The following is a 19504-nucleotide window of genomic DNA, read 5'->3' as shown; positions in this document are numbered from 1 at the left end:
ACTCAGGAAGACAAATTTATTATTTGCAGGCGCCATCAGACTTGCCTATGTAAAGATCAGGCGAAGACGGTTCTTGTGCAGGAAGACACCATTTCCTGTAAAATGTGATACTGATATAACACAAATATACCAGTTATTGCTAAAAAAAAGTGAAAATATAGTTAAAGACGTGGGATATTCAGATTGTCGACAGAATCTTTCAGCAATTTTGTAGTAACTTAATAAGTATTAACAGTAACATAAAGAATTCACCAGCACCAAACATGAGATTGTTCTTACTGCTTAGCCTGCAACTGTCGACGTACTGTGTCTATGCAAATGCTGACACAGCAATTGTGAATGTGAATGCGGATACGACTATCCATCACGCAAACGATGTGCCAACAACATCCGAACTGATGGACGAGCGGGTCCCTGTTTTTAACACGAACCTGAACTACGCTCAGAAACGCAGCATTCCCAATTACACGACGCGACTTGCAGGCATTATTGTCCCTACCGCCATGATGACTTATGGCGCCGTGTCACTGACCAGTGGTACTTTACGTTCCCTGGACCGCAGCACCAAGAACGAGATCATGGAAGATCATCCAACCTTCCGCACCAGTATCGATGATTATCTGAAATATGTTCCTGCGGCCGCCGTATACGCATTGAATATGGCCGGTATCAAAGGCAAACACAATTTCGCTGATCGTACTATACTGTTGGGAATGTCGTCCGTTCTGGTGACTTCCAGTACTTTTTTCATCAAAAATGCTACGGCACGCCTTCGTCCTGATGGCAGTACTTACAACTCTTTCCCTTCCGGTCACACATCTGTTGCTTTCATGACGGCGCAGTTCATGTGGGAGGAATATAAAGATGTAAGTCCCTGGTATGGTGTGGCAGGTTATGCTGTCGCTTCCGCAACAGGTGTACTGCGTATCTACAATAACCGTCACTGGGTAAGTGATGTTGTTGCAGGTGCAGGTCTGGGTATCCTGAGTACCAAAGCGGCTTACTGGGCTTATCCAAAGCTACAGCGCCTCTTTGCACCAAAGAATGAGAACCGTGAGCCCGCTGTGCGCACGATGATCATGCCGAACTACAATGCGCAATGGAAATCCGCTGGATTATCCGCTGTGCTGATGATGAAGTAATTAAACTTATGTACGTTCAGAAATAAGGGGCTCTTTCAGGGTCCCTTTTTCTTTTCCCTACGCTGCCTTATCCACTCACTTACGACTTCTTCCTCTTTTCATCCGCTTTATCCTTTCCATCATACTCATTCTCATCATACCCTTCCAGCTCATTATTCTGGTCATCATTGAATTCCTTCTTCGGGGCTGCCTTCGCCGCACTGGTAGCACCTGCGTTTTTACGTTTTATCTGCTTGATAGCACGTTTTTCGTTCATGGACTTCTTTACTGTCATATCAATCGTTTATGAAAGAGGTTACAAAAATGCTGCCGGAGGACAACGGGGACAACCCTATAAATGAAAGAGGTTGTCCACAATTGGTGAACAACCTCTCCCACTACATCCGTGATATTGCATTAATCGATGCTGATCCCTTCCTTTATCTCGTCATTCGCATTCAAGATCACTTTTTCTCCCGGTTTCAGATTGCCAAATACTTCTGATGAATCACTATGATGATTACCTTCCTGCACATCGATCCAGCGTGTCTTCCCTTCACGTACAGCTACCACATACTTCTTTTCAGTAGAAGTGACGATCGCGCTCGCCGGCACAACCATCGCCTGCACAGAGCCTGTTACCGGAATAGACATCTCCGCGTACATCCCCGGCTTCAGCAGATGCTGACTATTCACTACGTCCACTTCCACCGCTTCAGAACGGTACCTGTCACTCAATGACCCTGCCTGACGGCTGATATTCCCTGTAAAGTTTCTGCCCGGCAGTGCATTGACATGGAAGCTTACCTGCCGGCTGTCCGACAATTGCGCACTATATACCTCCGGTACCTGTACCACAAGACGCAGCCTGTCTTCCTGCTCCAGCATCAGCATCGGTCCGCCCTCTAACTTTGTTACTGGTCCTACCAGTGCACCAGGATGGATATTTCTTTCTGTGATCACACCGTCAAAAGGAGCTGTTACTGTGAGATAGCTACGCGTTGCTTCCAATGCCCGGAAGTTGGCCAGTTCGGCATTCATAATGGCACTGTCAGCCTCCATACGGGCATTGGCTACCTCTACATCATGTGCGGAAATAGTACCCGGTGTCTCACTTACTGCCAGTGTACGCTGAAAGTTGTCTTTAGATGCGGCAAAGACTGCCTTAGCCTGCAGGTATTTTGACTGTGCGGCAAAGTACTGCTCAATGATCTCCGGCGCCTCCAGCGTAATCAGTACCTGACCTTTACGTACGGCACTACCCCGGTCAACTGCGACTTTCTTCACAAATCCGTTCACTCTCGGGTAAATGCTTACTTTCTGATATGCTTCAAGTACAGCTGGTAACTGGATACTGGATGATAGCGGCTGATTCACCACTGCTACCAACTCATACTTTCTGCCCTTACCGTCTTTTACGGCCGTTTTCTTTTTGGGAGCGGCTTCACGACAGGCCGTAAACATCAAGCCTGACAATGTTATTATAATGAGATATTTATACATGTATTTCAGCAATTTTAGGTTCGTCAATCTTGTTTTCAGGCATTAATGAAGGGTCATCATAAGATGATTTCCGCTGTATAGCTGCGTACACCAGCGGTAGTATTAACAGGGCCGCCAGTGTGGAGGCGATCAGTCCACCGATCACCGCACGTCCCAATGGCGCCGTCTGATCACCGGATTCACCCAGACCTGTCGCCATGGGTATCATACCGGCTATCATCGCCAGGCTGGTCATCAGGATCGGCCTCAGACGAATGCCGGCACTTGCCACGGCTGCGCGGTAGGCGTCCTTATATTCCAGTCTCAGTTTCTCCGCATTGGTCACGATAAGGATCGCATTCGCCACAGATACACCGGTAGACATGATCATACCCATATAAGATTGCAGATTCAGCGTTGCGCCTGTGAGTAATAACATAACGAGCGCACCTGCGATCACTGCCGGCACCGTTACCAATACGGCAAAGCTGAGCTTAAAAGACTGGTAATTTGCTGCCAGCAGAAGGAATATCACGACCACTGCCAGTAAGAGTCCGTTCTGCAGACTGCCCAGCGTCTCCGTCAGCAAGCTGGAACTACCCTTCAGTTCCACCTTCAGTCCGCGCGGAGGCTCGCCCATTTCGTCGATAGCTTCCTGTACGACACGGGTAGCGGCACCCAGGTCCTTATCCCTGATATTGGCACTTACCGTCACAAAACGACGGGTACCAGCGCGGTCAAATTCTCCCGGCATTTCACTGTTAGAGAATGTGGCCACGTCTCCCAGGACGGGTCTGGCCTGCCCTTTTACCAGGGGGATCTCCTTCAGGTCATTGATCGTTTGCATAATATATTCCGGCACCTGCACCTGCACCTGGTAAGTATAAGCCACCTTCTCGTCCAGCCACTGGTTCTTTTCCGTGAAACGACTGGAAGAAGTCGAGGCGGTCACCGAACGGGCCACCTGGTACATATTCAGCCCCATCTGCGCCACCTTAAAGCGATCTACATTGATCTTGATCACCGGATAGTGTAATGGCTGCGCGATCTGCACATCGCGCAGGAACTCAACCTCCTTCAGATTATCTACCAGCGTATTAGCATAGCGCTCGATCTCCTTCATATCCTTTCCGGCCACCCTCACTTCAATAGGCGTTGCAGCCCCCTGTGCCATGATCTTTTCCGTCATATCCACCGGTTCGAAGCTGACCCTCATTTCTGGCATATGCGCCTTGATCACAGCCCTTAATTTATCTTTCAGCTCCTCGATGTCCACTTTATACGTTTCCTCCAGATTAACCTGTAATACCGCCTCGTGCGTGCCACTATTGAAGATATACAGGTTACTGGTACCGTAGCTGCTGGGGATCAGTCCCACATAACCGGAGCTGATCGCGACGTGACCATCTACCGTACTATCTATCAGCTGCAATACCTGGTGTACTTTTTCTTCTGTTCTCTCCAGACGGGTACCATCCGGTTGTTTCAGCCGTACCTGGAACTGACCGGTATTGACATGTGGCATCAGGTCCTTACCGATCGTAAAAAACGCAATACCCGCTATGCCAAAAGCCAGTATGATGTAGCTGCCGATCACCAGGCGGGAACGTTTTCCCAGCCATTCTACCAGCGATACAAAGCGTGCCCTGAACTTTTCAAAACCACCTTCCTGCGGATGGGCGTGAGCGGTGAACTTCCCTTCCTTCAGCCACCAGTTAGCCAGTACAGGCACCAGCGACTGTGCAGCGAAATAGGAAGCGATCATCGCAAAACCAATAGACAGCGATAGCGGCAGGAACATCGCCTTTGGCACACCGTTCATGATAAAGGAAGGCGCAAATACCGCCAGGATACAAAGTAAAATGAGTAATAGCGGAAAGGCGATCTCCTCACTGGCTTCGTAAATGGCCTGCCGTTTGGATTTTCCCATTTCCAGATGCTGGTGGATATTTTCTATCGTTACCGTGGCCTGGTCCACCAGCACGCCGATGGCCAGCGCCAGTCCGCTTAACGTCATCAGGTTAATGGTTTGTCCTGCCAGGTACAATCCCAGTACCGCCATCAGGATAGCTATGGGAATGGTGATCACCACGACCAGGCAACTTCTAAGATCTCTCAGAAAGAGCAGTACCATCAAACCGGTTAGCAGCGCACCTAACAAACCTTCTGTCAACAGGCTTTTTACCGCATTGATCACGAAGACCGACTGATCAAATTCATAGCTCACCTGGACATCTTCCGGCAATAGGCTCTGCATCTCCGGTAACCTCGCTTTCAGCTGTTTCACCACATCCCAGGTAGAGGCATCTGCCGTTTTTACCACCGGGATGTACACCGACCGTTTCCCGTTCACCAGCGCATAATCCACGGTCACATCTGCGGCATCTGATACCCTGGCTACATCACGAACGAACACCGTTGAGTTACCATTGGTTGTCACCGGTATGTCGCCAAAGTCCTGCACTTCTTTTTCCAGGGAGTTGATCGTGGTTACATACATCGTATTGTTGATACGGATATTCCCGGAAGGCGTCATCACGTTGTTCTTCGCAATCGCTTCTACCACCTCATCCGCATTCATATTGTAACTACGCAGGCGGTTAGGGTCTACGTTGATGATCACAGAGCGGGAGTTAGCCCCGAAAGGTGGCGGGGCCGATAGTCCGGGCACTGAACCAAACATTGGCCTGACACGCGTATTGGCCAGGTCATAGATATCTTTCAGCGAACGGTTCGGGCAACTGAACACCAGTTGTCCTACCGGCAGGGAGGAGGCATCAAAACGTACTACCTGCGGCGGCAGGGCGCCCGGCGGGAAGAACTTCATGGCCCTGTTCACCTGCAGGGCTACCTGTGCGGAAGCTTCCGCCATATTTGTGTTTTCGTAGAAAGAGAGCTTGATCATGGTCAGCCCCTGTATGTTCTTACTACTGATGTTTTTAATACCATTCACATACAGGAACTGGTCCTGTAAACGGGTCGCGAAGAACCCTTCCATCTGCTGCGGTGACATACCGCCATAAGGCTCTATGACATAGATCGTGGGCAGGTTGAGTTTAGGAAAGATATCTATCGGAATATTGATAACTGCCAGCACTGAAAAGAGGAACATGCCGATGGTTAACACGACCACCGACAATGGCTTTTTTAGTGCACTGGTAACTAATGACATAATAATCGGTTTTTGATGTTATTGGATACGGGATTGTTCCAGCTGCTGTACAAGCCCCTGTATCTCGTTAGCGGCGAAGGCCTGTGTAAACAATGCCTGCCAGGCGGCATTACGGGTCTGCACCATATCTGTCTCTGCCCTGTTCAGCAGGTATAGTGCATTGGTGACTTCTATAATGTTTGTCAGTCCGCCTTTATAGAGTGCCATTTTCTGCAGGGCCGCCGCTCGGGCAGCATTCAGCTGTGCAGGCATCTCGCGCAGCTTATCCAGGGCAGTACGGATATTCAGTTTAGACTGCCGCAGACTATTATCCAGCACCAGTTGCGTCGTTTCGAGCTGCTCGGCTGCTGCTTTTGTTTTCAATGTCTGTTCCCGCATCTTGTCCCTTGTATGACCGATATCTGCCAGGTTGTAGGTCAACGCCAACCCAGCCAGATAGTTACGGCGACTATAGCTCAATCCACTGAACAGGTTCTTATTATATACATCATCAAACTGCCCGCTGGAACCTCTCATCCAGCCTGCTGCCAGAATGGATACTTTCGGCAGGGCGGCTTTACGGATCACGGTTTCATGTTTCTGTTGTTGTAACAACAGGCCGTTATAATATTGCAATACCGGATGGGACGCCGCTACACTGGTTGTATCGCCGGTGCCAGCCAGCATGGATAACAATCCGTTATTATACAGTGTATCAGGTTGTATGGCACTGGTGTCCAACCCTGTCAGCATACTCATATGCATGCGCACACTGTTATAGCTGTTCTGTATATCGAGGTAGTTTAATCTTGCTTTGGATAATTCAGCCGCAGCGATAGAACTGTCTACGCCTGGCTTCAGACCATGCAACACAATAGCCGTCACCGCCCGCTGCACGGAGCGTGTACGCTCGATATTGTCGGCCTGGATCTGCATCAGTGAACGGTATTGCAACATACCCAGATAGTCCCGCACAACTGCCACCGTCAGGTCATTCGCAGTGATATCTGCATCCATACCGGCCACTTTTTGCTGCTGGATGGCCTCCTCACGCTGGGAACGGTACGCTCCGAAATTGTAAACCTCCCATTGTACCTGTGCAAGTGCAATATTGCCACTCATCACATCCCCCCGGTTAGCCGCCCTGATACCACCAGAAGTGGAGGGTATTGTTCCCAAGGGAAAATAAGAGCCATAGATACCATTGTCGGTACCAACTGTCGCTTCTTCCACCAGCTTAACGGCAGGCCACCAGTTGTGGCTGACATCCGTAGTATGGGCAATGCTGGCCTTCGATAATGTCTGTTTCGCTTTTAACGAGGGATAATGATCAAGCGTCAGAGAGATCGCCTGTTGCAGGGACAAATGCTCCGCTGCTGATTGTGCATGAACATGCGGCGACACGCCTGCCAGCAGGCATAGCGATATCACGCACATCCCTGCAGCATGTTTTTTATTCATAACTGACAGATGTGTTAACTCAGCCACAGGCGCATACCGGTGGCTTTAAATAAGAATACATTGAGAAAATAGAAAGATTAGGCTACAGGAGGGCCTCTCCAGTCACTTATTGTAACAGCGACACTGATATAGGATTCCTTATACCCCTTATAATGAGGCTGGATATAAAGGAGAATAGGCCTGATACGGATGCTGGAAACAAACAGACATAATTCATGAAAGTCATTCAGGGCCTTCGTACGGCTGCGGTACTTATAAGGCCTCTTCGTCACTGATTCAAACTGAACAGCATGATAAGTGACCTTGTGCTTATCTGTTTGTAAAGTATTACCTGTAGTTGGATGTAATACAGTTTGTGATGCGTGAGATATAAACGGGCTGTCCTCCTGCAACGCAGGAAGTAAGAAGATACAGGACAGGAAAAGTAAAAGCCTTTTAAGTTGCTTCAAGTTGAGACCCATTTAATCAGCTGCAAGATATTTAAACAATTTTATAATACATAGCTCTGCGGATGTTTTAAGGGAATTATAAGCTGTCTTTAAGCCCGGTCACTCACCAGCATTCCTATCTTTGTGCCATGAACTGCCTCATCATTGACGACAACAAGCTGGCACGCACTGCCATGAAACAACTGGTCAGCCATGTAGACCAGCTCCACGTGGCCGGCGAATGCGCCAGTGCAATAGACGCCTATAATATCCTGCAAAAAGAGAAGATAGACCTTCTGCTGCTGGATATAGAAATGCCCGGCATGGACGGACTCGAACTGACACGTAATATAGGTAAGAATGGTCCTGTCATCATCTTCACCACGGCAAAGAAAGACTATGCACTCGAGGCGTTTGAACTACATGTCGCGGATTACCTGATTAAACCTGTATCGCCCGCGCGGTTCATACAGGCGATTGAAAGAGTGAAGGAGTTAAAACAGGCCGGGAATAAGGTCGTGCAGGAGACGGATCATGAGTTCATCTTCATCAGGGACAGTGGCGTGCTGAAACGTGTCAAACTGGATGAGGTGTTATACCTGGAAGCAATGGGAGACTATGTAAAACTGCACACGGGTCAAAAGTTTCACGCAGTACATTCAACGCTGAAAGCGATAGAAGAACGACTGCCGGCAACGAAGTTCATGCGGGTACACCGGTCTTATATTGTCGCCCTTGACAAGATCGAATCAATTGAAGATGGGGCGATCGTTATAGCTAAGAATGCGATTCCCGTGGCGGATGCTTATCGGGCGTCATTGAATAGTAAGCTGAATCTTTTATGAATGAATAATGAAAAAGGTGGTCGTAGCTGTCATAGGTACGACCACCTTTTTTATGACAGGCGATGTTATTTGCTATCTGCTGTTTCCGGCGCAGGTTTTACAGCGGCCAGTGTCTGTTCGAGATAATCTGTCAGTCTGTTGACAGCATTCGCTGCAATCGTCAGCTGTTCTTCTGCTTCTTTCCATTTCCGCTGTTCGATCGCTTCACGGATACCTGGCATCGTCTTCACACCATACCCGGTATAGAAACCAGGTGCATATATCACGTGCTTATACCAGTCCCTGTTAGGCAAGCCCCCTGCGTGCAGCAACTGTTGTTCTGCCTGATACAGCGCCTTGTTCAGCACATCCTGTTTTGCAGCGGGCAACTGTCCTTTTTTCACATCCTGCAACTGCTGCACCACTTTATCAAATGCCACTAACGCATTCTGTAGTTTGGAAAAATCGATGTAAGGCACTTCTGATTTGGCGGCAGGCACTTTGAGGGGTTTTGTGGCATCACCTGCCAGCTGATAGGCATTGCTGCTGATGATCTGATTTTCCACGGCCGTGCTTTCCCGCATCTGGTCAGCAAGAGAGATCAGGTCTGTGATATAACCGGTGATCGTCTTTGCCAGACTACGGAAATCAAAAGGCAGGACATCCGCATCCGCCAGTCTCAATGCGGCATGACCCGCCAGCTTAGACAGCGCTACGCCGTATTCAAATCCAGGATCTTTAAAGCGGGAGTAGTTCTCATAAGTATCGTAAATGGAATGATATTCACCACCGGCTCCTTCTCCGCCGAAACCGACGTTAAGTGACGGGATACCCAGATGCTGCAGGAAAGAAGAATAGTCAGACCCTGATCCCAGCGCACTGATGGTCAGGTCTTTCTTTGCCAGTATATCTTTCTTCGCTTTAGTAGTAGATGCTGCGACTACATCGGCAGCCTGTTTTCTTTCAAAGATGCTGACTTTCGTCTGCGGATCGCTAATGCTTCTGGCGATCTCCCCAACAAAAGGCTCCAGGGCATGAGAGCCGCCTACCCCCATGAATCCGCGGCTGTTACCATCAGAGTTGATATAGGCGACCGCTTTCTGTTGTAACTCAGCAGCATGTGTTTCCACCCATTCAGTAGAACCCAGCAGACCAGGCTCCTCTCCGTCCCAGGCGGCATATACCAGCGTACGCTTTGGCTTATAACCCCTCTTGGCGAGTTCGCCGATCGCTTTGGCTTCTTCCAGCAGGGAAGATAATCCGCTAACAGGGTCCGCCGCACCATACACCCAGGCATCATGATGGTTTCCCCTGATCACCCACTGGTCAGGATACTGACTCCCTTTCATGGTAGCAATAACATTATAGGCCGGCACCATCTTCCAGTCAAACTCCAGCTTCAGGTGCACTTTCGCTTTCCCCGGACCAACATGATAGGTGAACGGCAGGGCACCTCTCCAGCTTTCCGGTGCCACGGGACCCTCCAGGGCTTCCAGCAGGGGCGCCGCATCGTGATAGCTGATCGGGAGTACCGGTATCTTTAACAGGTTGGTCGCCGCCGCCCGTTCCAGTCTTTGGGCATTTTCAGTCGCACCTACACCCGGGGTCAGCGGATCGCCCGGATATATCACCATATCCATCACAGCGCCTCTTTGCACCCCGTATTCGCTTTTAAACGCACCCTGCGGATAAACATCCCCCTGGTAGTAACCGTCGTCCTTCGGATCGGAATAGATCAGCGTACCGATCGCCCCATGTTCCTGTGCGACCTTAGGTTTAATACCCCTCCACGATCGGCCGTATTTTGCAATGACTATTTTTCCCTTTACATCGATGCCGAGCCTTTCGAGGTATTCATAATCTTCCGGCAAACCGTAGTTCACGAATACCAGTTCGCCGGTCACGTCGCCGTCGGCACTCCAGGCATTATAGGTAGGCAGCTCGTCGGGCTGTCCCGTACTGGCGTCTTCCTTTAACGCCGGTTCTTTCAGCACAGCTTTATAGTTAGCCGGATAACTCGCCTCCAGTATCCTGGTCTTTGGTGTAGGAAAGAGCACCTGGTAAGTTTCCACCTTAGCATCCCAACCATAGGATTTAAACTGCTGCAGAATATGCTCCGCCACCCACTTATCTCTAGGCGTACCGAGATAATGTTGTTTAGCCGACAGCGTTTTGATGTTATTACCAATAGCGGCTGCACTCAGTTCCTTGTCAAAACGGGCTTCCAGTTCCAGTTGCTGTTGGGCATGTTCGCTGTTGAAACCACTCAGCTTTTGCTGCGCATAGGCGCCTTGTAATACTAAAAGCAGGGCAATACTGCCGGCAGTTTTTCTCAGATCCATTATAAAATGAGGGTTTGTTTTAGTTGACTTAACGTCTTTTGATGGTGGTAGCAAACAAATATAACCGATCCCGCCGACACTTCCTCCTTTTCCACCGACAACTCATGCCTGTTAACCCAAATCCATCCCGTACCAGCGCCCGACCGTCCTATCTTTGAGTCAGCAAATCAAACAAAAAGCAACCGGTCACTAACCCGTAACGAACAAAAAAAGGATCAATAGCTACAACGACCGGATTGCTGCTGACTGACATGCTGAAAATGACTTAATAATCTTAAAAATAGTTAATCACAAACAAAACAATTTACCATGAAAAAGTTAGGAACACTGATGGCAGCAGCCATGATCTTCGCAGGTACTGCAACTTTCGCTGCTACTCCGGCCCATACCACAAAAGCTAAATCTACAACTGCTAACACTGCCGCTAAACCTGCAACAATGAAAGCGGTGACCGTTACGGCTAAACAGGAAAAACCTGCTACCAAGCCAGCACAGGCTACTGCCGCAAAGAAAACACATAAGAAACACCACACTGCCAAAAAAGCGGCTGCTCCTGCTACCAAGTAATAGCACATCTTAAAAGGGTCAACCTTTAAGTTTCTATAGTGATCATCTCCGGCAGAGCGGCTATTCACGGCAGATCCCTGTTTTCCTTCAATGATCAGGAAAAACACGACGATATTATAACCAAAGGAATGCAACGGGCAACATCGATAGATCTGATAGTGGATTCAGTGATCTGACGGAGATAAGATTTGGGTTAAAGCAATGAATGACGGGTGACGGATGTATAACATTCGTGATTCGTCATTCGTCCGTAATGAACACCCCGTTGTCAGTCTTCCTGCCACTAAAAGAAGCCATCACTGAACAAAATCGTAATTTTATTAAAATACCGGAGCACACTATGCAGCCAAAGCTGATAAAATACTACCTGCTGGGCCTGTTCATTATAGGACTCGTACTGTTCATAGTGCTGCAATTCAACTCAGCCAAGAACATCCGTAAGCTCATTTCCGGTAATGAAAAGCTGCTGAATGAGCTGAATGTGAAGAATGAACTGCAGAAGCTGCAGACCAATATAGCCAAAACCGATAGTAAGGTACGGGGCACTGTCATCTCCCAGGACACCCTGAACATCACCGGTATAGAGGCAGAAGTGGCGGTCATCAGGTCCGACCTCACTGAGATCAATAAACTCGCCCTCAATGACAGCACAGAAAAGCTGTTAACCCAGCTAAACTACCTTGTGGATGAAAAAAATAATTTCAACATACACGTACTGGACAGCTTTTATGGAAAGGGTAAAGGCGCTGCCGAGCGAATGATCAACGCCCAGAAAGGGCAACGCCTCGGAGATGCGATCAATGTGATACTTCATTCCCTTGACAGTACCCGGCAAACAGAAGTAAACCGGATGACGCATATGATAGACACCAGCGGACAGAAAGCGCTGAACTGGGGTACCATCATGCTGTTCTTTGCCTGTCTGTCGAGTCTACTGTCCTTCCTTTACATTACCAGCCGTATCTATAAGCAGGAACAACTGATCGATGCGCTGGACCGTTCGCGGCAGCAGGAACAAAAGCTAACCGTTATTAAAGACCAGTTCCTGGCCAACATGAGCCATGAAATAAGGACACCAATGAACGCGGTCCTTGGCTTCACCCATTTACTGCAGCAACAGCCGCAGAACGAGAAATCAAAAGAATATGTGGCGGCTATCCAGCACGCCGGAGAAAACCTGCTGGATATCATCAACGACATCCTGGATATTTCAAAAATAGAATCCGGTATGATGCGCCTGGAACCTGTCTCTTTCAGTCTCCGGGGCATGATCCACTCCCTTCAGCTCATGTTCCAGCCTAAAGCTGCGGAAAAACAGCTGGCCTTTACCATGAATGCCGAAGCAAACGTACCGGACATCCTATATGGAGATGTGATGCGGCTCACCCAGGTACTGGTCAATCTGATCAATAATGCGATCAAATTTACTTCCAGGGGGCAGGTGCAGGTAAATGTCTCTCTGCTGAACGGCAGTGAGGCAGGCGTTCGTTTGTTGTTTGCCGTGAGTGATACAGGCATTGGCATCGCAGATAACAAGCTGTCTACCATATTTGACCGCTTCCATCAGGCAGAGGCAGATATTACGCGGAAATACGGTGGTACTGGTCTCGGACTCACCATCGTGAAACAGCTGGTGGAGCTACAGCATGGCAGCATACGGGTAGAAAGTGAATCCGGGAAAGGGAGTCTGTTCCTGGTGGAGCTTCCCTACTCATTGGGCCATTTACCGGCAGATGGGGCAGAACATCCCGCGCTCTCGCAGGAACATTTTTCCTTACCACAGCCGTCCGATGCGCAGCTGCTCGTTGTAGAAGATAACCGTATGAACCAGCACCTGCTCAGGCACCTGCTGGACAACAGGGGCCTGCATTATCAGCTGGTAAATAACGGCCAGGAAGCACTGAACGCACTGACCAGCCAACATTTTGATCTCGTGCTGATGGATATCCAGATGCCGGAAATGGATGGCTATACGGCTACTAAAAAAATCAGGGAAGATTTACATTCCAATATCCCCATCATCGCTATGACGGCGCATGCCATGTCGGGCGAAAGGGAGAAATGTATCCAGGCCGGCATGAATGAATACCTGGCCAAACCGATACGCGAGGATGAGCTGTATAGCATGATACAGATCTTTACCGGTAAAAGCGGTATAACCGAACATTTTACTCACCAGCCGGTTCTTAACGGGCATATCGCATCCCCCTCCACACTGGTTCACCTGGAATACCTCCAGCAACTCTCCCGGGGCGATAAGGCATTTGAACAAAATATGCTCACGCAATTCGCGGGCCAGCTGCCAGAAGACCTGAGTATGTTGAAACGGGCTATTGATAGTAATAACGTCACGGATATACGCCGGACGGCACATACACTTAAAACGACTATTTCCTTTATCGGACTGGAAGGACAGTTGTATCCCATCCTTGAATCGTTGGAAAAACTGGAATCCAGCTATGACCAGGATGATGTCGCCAGGCAGTTCGAAACACTTAAATCACTCTGTATGAGAGCATTACACGAGACTATGCAATTACTTTTCTAGCCCGCCTTTCGTTTGTGGCTTTTCAACGACACTTGCGCCCTTTTCACCGAAACCGCCCGGATGCAGCCTTTTGAAGAGGTAACTTTACTTCAGTGATTGAAACAATTCACCTCTCAAAAATTATTAAAAACTTACGATCATGAACATTAAAAAAGGCCTTATTGTAGCAGCGGTATTTATGAGTGTTAGCGCGATCACTTTCGCACAGACGCCACAGAAACCTGCTAAGAAAGAAAAAGCTAAAACTGAAAAACCAGCTGCCGACAGCGCGAAGGCACATAAAGGCCATGAAGGTCACAAGCCTGCCGCTAAGAAAGCTGCGTAATAATCAGGACCAAGCATTAGGAATTGCACCTAATGACGGTTCTTAAAATAGTAAAAACGGGGTGTTTCAGTTCCTGAAGCTCCCCGTTTTGCTATTTATCTTTTACAATAGAATAACGGAATGTCTCAATTCATAACACATTCCATTTCCCCCACTGCCAATTAATACAACGTTCTGTCACCCTTCACCTGCCAGTCCTTAAATACCTGCCGGGCGGCATCCGATGGAAAAGCGATAAACGGTATTTTCTTGTCGGCATGCGGCACCTGGATCTCCCGGTAGATAAACGAGTCATCGAAATCAATGGCCGCTGCATCCTCCTTCGTATTGGCGAAGTAGACACGCTGTGGTCTCGCCCAATAGATAGCACCCAGGCACATCGGGCAGGGTTCACAGGAAGTATATATTTCACAGTCGTGCAACTGGAAGGTATTCAGTTTGGAACAGGCATCCCTGATGGCAGTCACTTCTGCGTGCGCCGTAGGATCATTCAGGGCTAACACACTATTCCAGCCACGTCCTACGATCTCCTCTCCCCTCACTACGATAGCGCCAAACGGCCCTCCGTCTCCTTTTTCCATTCCCTCACGGGAAAGTTCGACTGCTATCTGCATAAACCGTTTTTCTCTTTCTCCGATCATAAATATTGCTTTGTACCAAAAATACACAAAAATGCCGCGCTATCCTGACAGTATCTGGTAATGCGATGCCGGCTACTGCCATCATGCGCCAGGATATGTCATTTACTAACGGGCAGTTCAGCGCCACTCATTGTAACGTCTTACCTGATAGTCTGATTGGACTGAGGCAACAACTGGACATACCCGCTGTTAGGTTTTCTTATTACCTTCATCCGAAATTTTCCAATGGGTATGTACGCAGGCTCCGCCGGCCACATACCTCATCAACGCAACATTCACACACACTATCATGATCGATCTCTCTCACGCCGAAAATCAAGTTCACTGTGTCACTACTTTCCACGACCTCGTTTCCACGCCATTTAAAGGCCAGATAAACGCGATTTGCTGGACCCGTGAACTAACAGGTGATTTCGCTGAGATCGTCGAAAAGCTCACCCTGGACGGTAACATAACCACCATCGAACAGGAAGACCTGCTCGCACTTGCGCTCAGTGAACAGGGGCAACTGGCCCGTGAAACGCTGTTAAGCGACTGGCAACTGCTGGAAGCACATGGCGCTTCGCCCGTTCTGAACGTCATCTGTCACTATGACCGGGACGACGCCCTCCCCTTTTTCCCGACCGACGTTTATTCCTTCCATGTAGACCGTTCTCCCGTACCAACTAATACCTTCCTGTGTACGTATCATGGCGATGCCAGTGATATACTGCCCAATTCACAGGGTGAACAGAAAATACTGATCCCGGAGATACGTGCGGAACTGAAACAGCTATATGATGGCCCTGACGAAGGTTTCGAGTCATTCTTGATTGACCATTTCTTCGATCTGCATTATCAGGCCAAACCGAACGCCAACATCATCAATTTAGGCACTGGCAACCTATGGCGGTTAGCAGTTGATCACCCCGAAAGCCCGGTTGTGCCCTGCCTTCACCGGGCACCAGCAGAACGATCCGGAAAGAAGCGGTTATTAATGATCTGTTGATCATACAGCGGTGGTGCGGCCAATCACAGCCCGTCATGTTGGTAATCACCCGTCCGGATTAAAGACAGTACAACTTCATAGGCGGTTCTCCGCTCCCAGCGGGCCATCAGCCAGGCAATAAAGCTCAGCGTGAAAATATCGTTGTTCGCCACTTTGTCTACCAGACTTAACACCGTTTGCTGATACGCGACTTCATACACCACATCCGGTTGCTGAAGATATTTCTCCACCAGCTTCAGGAACACCAACACCCGCTCCTCCGAGGTCTTTAACAGATACTTCTTATATCGCCGGCGGAAGCTGGTTACCCTCGACATCGCCAGTTCGGTATTAGAGAACTGCGCATGGATCAGAATTTCCATCATGTTCTTCCGGATAGTCCATAGCATACCCATTTTCTTTTCATACCAGGCATCCGTGCGGGTCAGCATAGCAAGTTGTTTCAAACTTCCCTGATCGTTGGAGAGCGCCAGGAACATGGTCAGGCATATCCGTAAATCCTCTATATCCTCGGGTTTAGCCCCATGCTTTATACTGGCAAGTGATGCCTGCACGATCTGGATAGCCCCACCGGCGGCGGTGGTAAAGAACAGATTGAGCGACACAAGCAGCTGGTGACGTAAATAGAACTGCGCCCTGTAGCGGCTGTCTGTTCCCATTAATGTATCCATCTCCTCCAGATAGGCGCTGCTCTTCTCAAACTCCCTTTGCCGCAGATGGAAGTTAGCCAACAGATATAGAATGGAGATATGATAAAAGAGATAAGGCTGCTTCTTCTGCGCCTGGTCCTGTATAAATTGATTCGTCCGGTCAATATAACGTGTTATCAATCCATAGTTCTGCTGGATAGCGGCATACTCATTCGCAATAAAGAGGATCTGATAAACAGACTTATAGGTCATGAGTTCCTGCTCAGAGATCTTATATTTCCTGATAGTCGTGATCATGAGGGCGGTCAGATTAACGATCTTTCCTTTCAGGTGTATCTGCTGCAGCTCCCGCCGCAGAAAGGCATAGGCCATGTTCAGCTTCGCCTCCCGCTGCATATGTGTCTGGTTTTGCAGAAAACGTGCGGTCAGTACGTCCAGGTCTTCAGCACCCGGCAGATGGGCATATTGCAGCTTCAGTAACAGCAACTCGTTCAGCAGATTGAACTGTTCCAGGTGCTCCGCCAGCCGCTCCGCCTTATCCAGACACTTAAATGCGACATTCACCACATCATTTTCCAGCAGAAAACGACCTACCATGACCAAACGAAGCGCGTCATAGGTATCAGCATGCGTGGTTTCAAAGGCACGTTGTGACAGGAATAGCAGCAAACTATCCTGCAACCTTTTGCGCAAAGCATGATAAGCATCGACACTTTCTGATGCATACAGGGCATCTATGCCTTTTATATCGTCAGTTTTTATTAATTCCAGCAGTTGCAGGTTCTTTACATCGCCGCGTTTGTTCTTCCGTCGCAAAAACTGCCTAAAAAGCTCTATTTCATTATTATTAAGCAGTTTTACCAGTTCCGAAAGTGAGTCCATACACCTATCGTTTAATCATTTTACCAATGTTATCAAAGGTAAATATTTGAAAATTATATCGTCAGTAATTTACACAATCTGGCTTTTTCAGGTCTCCTTTACATCCGACATTTGTTTCATATTAATCACTCAAACAAAGTTTTATGGAACCGCTACAAAACAGAACAGACGAAAATTCATCCTCTGCAAAAAATGGGGAAAAGGGCAGAAATCCCCTTAAACCTACCGGAGCATTTATAGGAGCATCCTGGTTCGCCTTATTGACAGGTGCGGTAGGATATTGCATTGGCCTGTGGAATGCCAATATGCAGCTCAACGAAAAAGGCTATTATCTGACTATTTTATTATTTGGCTTGTTCGCAGTCATCTCTGTACAAAAAAGCGTGAGAGACAGGGCGGAAGGACTGGCTGTAACGGACCTTTATTACGGACTAAGCTGGTTTGCTGCTATCGCCGCCGTGCTCCTGTTAACGATTGGCCTGTGGAATGCAGATATGGCCCTGAGTGAGAAAGGTTTTTATGCCATGGCGTTCGTCCTGAGCATGTTTTCCTCCATTGCTGTACAAAAAAATACCCGTGACTCGAAGCTGATCGCCGATAAAGAGATGTAACGTAGCGGTTGCAGCCCCGCAGTTCCTTGCCTGGCAAGCCTGCGGGGTTTATTTCACCTTCTGAAGCAACGCTTCTCCTATATCCAGCGATTCTTTGATGAGATCCTTAATAAACGGAATACCATTGTCGCTGTTGGTGAAGATCACCAGCCCCTGTTTAGACGACGGTAGCAGTGCAATAACTGTTCTCACGCCGGGATCGCTTCCACTATGTAAGAGCACAAAGTCCCCGCCTTTCACATTGTTATATACTTCCCATCCAAGGCCGAATTTCGCATTCGGCTCTTTGGATTGTATATGTATCATGTCTTCCCAGACCTTATCATTCAACTGCTTTTTCCTTAAAACATTTACCCCAAATGTTGTATAGTCGGTAATAGTGGTCATCAGCAGATCCGCGGCGCTGACTTCCTTATTCTTTCGGATCTCGTACGGTGCAGCTTCTTTGTTATGAGGCACCGCATACCGGTCTTCTGTCACGCCTCCGTCCCAGAAAAAATGAGTGTCTTTCATGCTGTCTGGCTCAAAGAGATATTTGCTGACGATCGCAGCCAGTGGCATTTTAAATTTGGCCTCCAGTGCATGTTTCAGATATTCTAATCCCTCACCCGAATACCGCGTATTTGTACCTGGTGCAAAATCAAAAACAAGTTTGCCTGTCTGATGCTCCCACCGCCAGTTGACAAACCCCGTCTGATGGGACAATACATGACGGGTAGTTAACAACCCATGTCTGGGATCATCCTTCACATCCGGATCGGTCCAGTACTTCGCCAGGGGGGCATCCAGGGACCAGAGTCCCTTGCTGACCAGTCGTAATGTGGTCATTTCTACAACTGGTTTGGTCAGCGATGCAACCTGAAACAGCGTATTGGCAGGCGCTGGCACTCCAGCCCTCAATTCACCAAAGACCCGGGCACTTTTCAATTCATTATTTTCAATAACACCAATACCAGCGGCGGGCACCTGGTGCCGCTGCATCAATGTCTGTAACGCAGCGTCAGCAGGTACATGCACAGATGACTGGCCAACTGCTAAAAGAGACGACTGTCCGAATAGTAAGAAAAGAATATAGAATTTTCTCATTGCATTAATTTTTTCCAGACAAACTATTCCGCTTGTGTTTAGTAATGGCTTCGTGCATTTGCTCCCCCAGTTCCGTCATTGCCATCAGCACAGGCAGGACGGTCTGACCGATCTCGCTTAGTTCGTATTCAACGCGGGGCGGCTTCTCGTTATAACTATGCCGGATAATGATGCCGTCTTCCTCTAATTCCTTCAGTTGCTCGGTCAGGATCTTACGTGATATATCCGGTATCTGTACCGCCAGTTTCCCAAACCGGACTGCCCCATTCACCAGCCGGCCCAGGATAATAGGTTTCCACTTACCACCAATATAGGTCATCGTATGAACAATCGGACACGTCGATGTATGTGCTTTGAATTTCTTCATTGGTTACATAAATGTTACCACTTTTCGGCT

At 48.5% G+C, this 19504-nt stretch carries 17 protein-coding genes and 1 riboswitch; of the genes, 7 read left to right on the top strand and 10 right to left on the bottom strand.

Translation table 11 applies throughout. The features are described from left to right. Window positions 1–19 precede the first annotated feature (19 nt). Window positions 20–105, bottom strand: a riboswitch (Fluoride riboswitch). A 158-nt stretch (window positions 106–263) separates the two neighbouring features. Next, a complete protein-coding gene (locus GWR21_RS03475; RefSeq protein WP_162330394.1) occupies window positions 264–1142 on the top strand; it encodes a phosphatase PAP2 family protein in 879 nt (292 codons plus the stop codon). A 79-nt stretch (window positions 1143–1221) separates the two neighbouring features. Here the strand turns inward: GWR21_RS03475 and GWR21_RS03470 are convergent, their stop codons facing one another. From GWR21_RS03470 to GWR21_RS03450, 5 genes are all read right to left on the bottom strand, one after another. Continuing rightward, window positions 1222–1416: a hypothetical protein gene (locus GWR21_RS03470; protein ID WP_162330393.1), complete on the bottom strand. Its 195-nt coding sequence runs from the start codon at window positions 1414–1416 to the stop codon at window positions 1222–1224. Window positions 1417–1538: 122 nt separating this feature from the next. Next, window positions 1539–2624 (bottom strand): efflux RND transporter periplasmic adaptor subunit, encoded by a 1086-nt coding sequence (locus GWR21_RS03465; protein ID WP_162330392.1) that lies wholly within the window; start codon window positions 2622–2624, stop codon window positions 1539–1541. Next, complete coding sequence (locus GWR21_RS03460; protein ID WP_162330391.1) at window positions 2617–5775, bottom strand: efflux RND transporter permease subunit; 3159 nt, start codon at window positions 5773–5775, stop codon at window positions 2617–2619. Before GWR21_RS03460 ends, GWR21_RS03465 begins: the two co-directional genes overlap by 8 nt. Before the next feature lie 18 nt (window positions 5776–5793). Further along, complete coding sequence (locus GWR21_RS03455; protein ID WP_162330390.1) at window positions 5794–7215, bottom strand: TolC family protein; 1422 nt, start codon at window positions 7213–7215, stop codon at window positions 5794–5796. 77 nt (window positions 7216–7292) lie between these two features. Further along, window positions 7293–7664 (bottom strand): hypothetical protein, encoded by a 372-nt coding sequence (locus tag GWR21_RS03450; RefSeq protein WP_162330389.1) that lies wholly within the window; start codon window positions 7662–7664, stop codon window positions 7293–7295. A gap of 128 nt (window positions 7665–7792) precedes the next feature. Between GWR21_RS03450 and GWR21_RS03445 the strand changes: the two genes are divergently transcribed. Then, window positions 7793–8488 carry a LytR/AlgR family response regulator transcription factor gene (locus GWR21_RS03445; protein ID WP_162330388.1) on the top strand — a complete coding sequence of 232 codons (696 nt, stop codon included), beginning with the start codon at window positions 7793–7795 and terminating at the stop codon, window positions 8486–8488. Between the two features lie 65 nt (window positions 8489–8553). Here the strand turns inward: GWR21_RS03445 and GWR21_RS03440 are convergent, their stop codons facing one another. Then, window positions 8554–10809: a transferrin receptor-like dimerization domain-containing protein gene (locus tag GWR21_RS03440; RefSeq protein WP_162330387.1), complete on the bottom strand. Its 2256-nt coding sequence runs from the start codon at window positions 10807–10809 to the stop codon at window positions 8554–8556. 309 nt (window positions 10810–11118) lie between these two features. Here GWR21_RS03440 and GWR21_RS03435 point away from each other — a divergent pair, with 309 nt between their 5' ends. The 3 genes from GWR21_RS03435 (at window position 11119) to GWR21_RS03425 (ending at window position 14249) form a co-directional block, all read left to right on the top strand. Continuing rightward, window positions 11119–11376, top strand: coding sequence for a hypothetical protein (locus tag GWR21_RS03435; protein ID WP_162330386.1), 258 nt, complete (start codon window positions 11119–11121; stop codon window positions 11374–11376). 340 nt (window positions 11377–11716) lie between these two features. Continuing rightward, the gene (locus tag GWR21_RS03430) at window positions 11717–13924 is read left to right on the top strand and encodes a hybrid sensor histidine kinase/response regulator (protein ID WP_162330385.1); all 2208 of its coding nucleotides are present in this window, start codon (window positions 11717–11719) and stop codon (window positions 13922–13924) included. A 139-nt stretch (window positions 13925–14063) separates the two neighbouring features. Continuing rightward, window positions 14064–14249 (top strand): hypothetical protein, encoded by a 186-nt coding sequence (locus GWR21_RS03425; RefSeq protein WP_162330384.1) that lies wholly within the window; start codon window positions 14064–14066, stop codon window positions 14247–14249. A gap of 161 nt (window positions 14250–14410) precedes the next feature. Here the strand turns inward: GWR21_RS03425 and GWR21_RS03420 are convergent, their stop codons facing one another. Then, on the bottom strand, window positions 14411–14890 hold the full coding sequence (locus GWR21_RS03420) for a nucleoside deaminase (protein ID WP_162330383.1): 480 nt from the start codon (window positions 14888–14890) through the stop codon (window positions 14411–14413). A 289-nt stretch (window positions 14891–15179) separates the two neighbouring features. On the opposite strand from GWR21_RS03420, the gene GWR21_RS03415 reads away from it, so the two are divergent. Continuing rightward, window positions 15180–15878 (top strand): DUF1826 domain-containing protein, encoded by a 699-nt coding sequence (locus GWR21_RS03415; RefSeq protein WP_162330382.1) that lies wholly within the window; start codon window positions 15180–15182, stop codon window positions 15876–15878. Window positions 15879–15901: 23 nt separating this feature from the next. Here GWR21_RS03415 and GWR21_RS03410 read toward each other — a convergent pair whose 3' ends face one another. Next, the gene (locus tag GWR21_RS03410; protein WP_162330381.1) at window positions 15902–17410 is read right to left on the bottom strand and encodes a hypothetical protein; all 1509 of its coding nucleotides are present in this window, start codon (window positions 17408–17410) and stop codon (window positions 15902–15904) included. 143 nt (window positions 17411–17553) lie between these two features. Here GWR21_RS03410 and yiaA point away from each other — a divergent pair, with 143 nt between their 5' ends. Beyond that, window positions 17554–18021, top strand: coding sequence for an inner membrane protein YiaA (yiaA, locus tag GWR21_RS03405; protein ID WP_162330380.1), 468 nt, complete (start codon window positions 17554–17556; stop codon window positions 18019–18021). A 48-nt stretch (window positions 18022–18069) separates the two neighbouring features. On the opposite strand, the gene GWR21_RS03400 is transcribed toward yiaA, so the two are convergent. Then, window positions 18070–19107, bottom strand: coding sequence for a serine hydrolase domain-containing protein (locus GWR21_RS03400; protein ID WP_162330379.1), 1038 nt, complete (start codon window positions 19105–19107; stop codon window positions 18070–18072). Window positions 19108–19111: 4 nt separating this feature from the next. Further along, window positions 19112–19474, bottom strand: coding sequence for a winged helix-turn-helix transcriptional regulator (locus tag GWR21_RS03395; protein WP_162330378.1), 363 nt, complete (start codon window positions 19472–19474; stop codon window positions 19112–19114). Window positions 19475–19504: the final 30 nt, after the last annotated feature.

The organism is Chitinophaga agri (assembly GCF_010093065.1).
Classification (GTDB): domain Bacteria; phylum Bacteroidota; class Bacteroidia; order Chitinophagales; family Chitinophagaceae; genus Chitinophaga; species Chitinophaga agri.
Note: the sequence above shows the minus strand (reverse complement) of the source record. Positions and strands in the feature narration are given on the sequence as shown.